Annotated in this window: 1 pseudogene; it reads left to right on the top strand. The window is 63.7% G+C overall.

Annotated features, from left to right (window positions below):
- Window positions 1-168: 168 nt before the first annotated feature.
- Window positions 169-1,019 (top strand): annotated as a pseudogene (locus MTX34_RS25505) (IS21 family transposase); the annotation flags it as partial.

The following is a 1,019-nucleotide window of genomic DNA, read 5'->3' as shown; positions in this document are numbered from 1 at the left end:
GTGTCGTCTGCCATGAGCATGGGACCAGCGTGACCTGATTTCTGCCAGGGTGATGGGACCACCTGGATTGCCAGTTATGGGACCACCGGCGCGCCTTGCCGGTGGTCCCGTCGTTTGCTCGTTCGATCGTCTGTGACAGCACGAAGTCCGTCACGGAGGTCGGTGAGCATGGCTTTTCGGGAGATCAGTGTGAACGAAATCAGAGAAGTACTACGGCTGTGGCTCGGGACGGCGGCACTGCCGTCTCCGGGGCTGCGCACGATCGCCGAGCATGCCGGTGTGGATCGTAAGACGGTCCGCCGTTACGTCGAGGCAGCCCAAGCAGCCGGCCTGACCAGAACCGACGATGCCGACGCGGTCAGCGACGAGGTGATCGCAGCTGTCGTCGCCACTGTCCGCCCCGACCGGCCGCACGGTCACGGCGCGGCATGGGAGCAGCTGGTGCCCCATCAGGAGCAGATCAGCAAGTGGGTGGCAGGCGACGGTGAACGTAAGCCGCTCACGATCGCGAAAATCGAGGTGCTGCTTGCCCGTAAGGGCTGCCAGGTGCCGTATCGGACGTTGCATCGGTTCGCTACCGAGATGTGTGGTTTCGGCCGCAAGAACCTCACGGTCCGCGTCGTCGACGGCGAACCCGGGATCGAATGCCAGGTCGACTTCGGGTACTTGGGGATGCTCACCGACCCCGACGACGGTCGGGCCCGCAAAGTCCACGCCCTGATCTTCACCGCGGTCTACAGCCGGCACATGTTCGTGTGGCTGAGCTATTCGCAGACGTTGGTGGCGGTCATTGCCGGCTGCGAAGCAGCATGGAAGTTCTTCGGCGGCGTGTTCGCGGTCTTGATCCCGGACAATCTCAAACCTGTTGTCACGACGGCAGACCCGATCGCTCCGCGGTTGAGCGATGGCTGGCTCGACTACAGCGCCCACGTCGGGTTCATCACCGACCCGGCGCGGGTGAGGTCGCCGAAGGACAAACCGAGAGTCGAACGCACCGTGCAGTACGTGCGCGGAAACTT

Origin of the sequence: Rhodococcus sp. ARC_M5, assembly GCF_022810405.1 — a bacterium.
GTDB classification, from domain to species: Bacteria; Actinomycetota; Actinomycetes; order Mycobacteriales; family Mycobacteriaceae; genus Rhodococcoides; species Rhodococcoides navarretei.
This window is presented reverse-complemented; position numbering and strand designations above follow the sequence as displayed.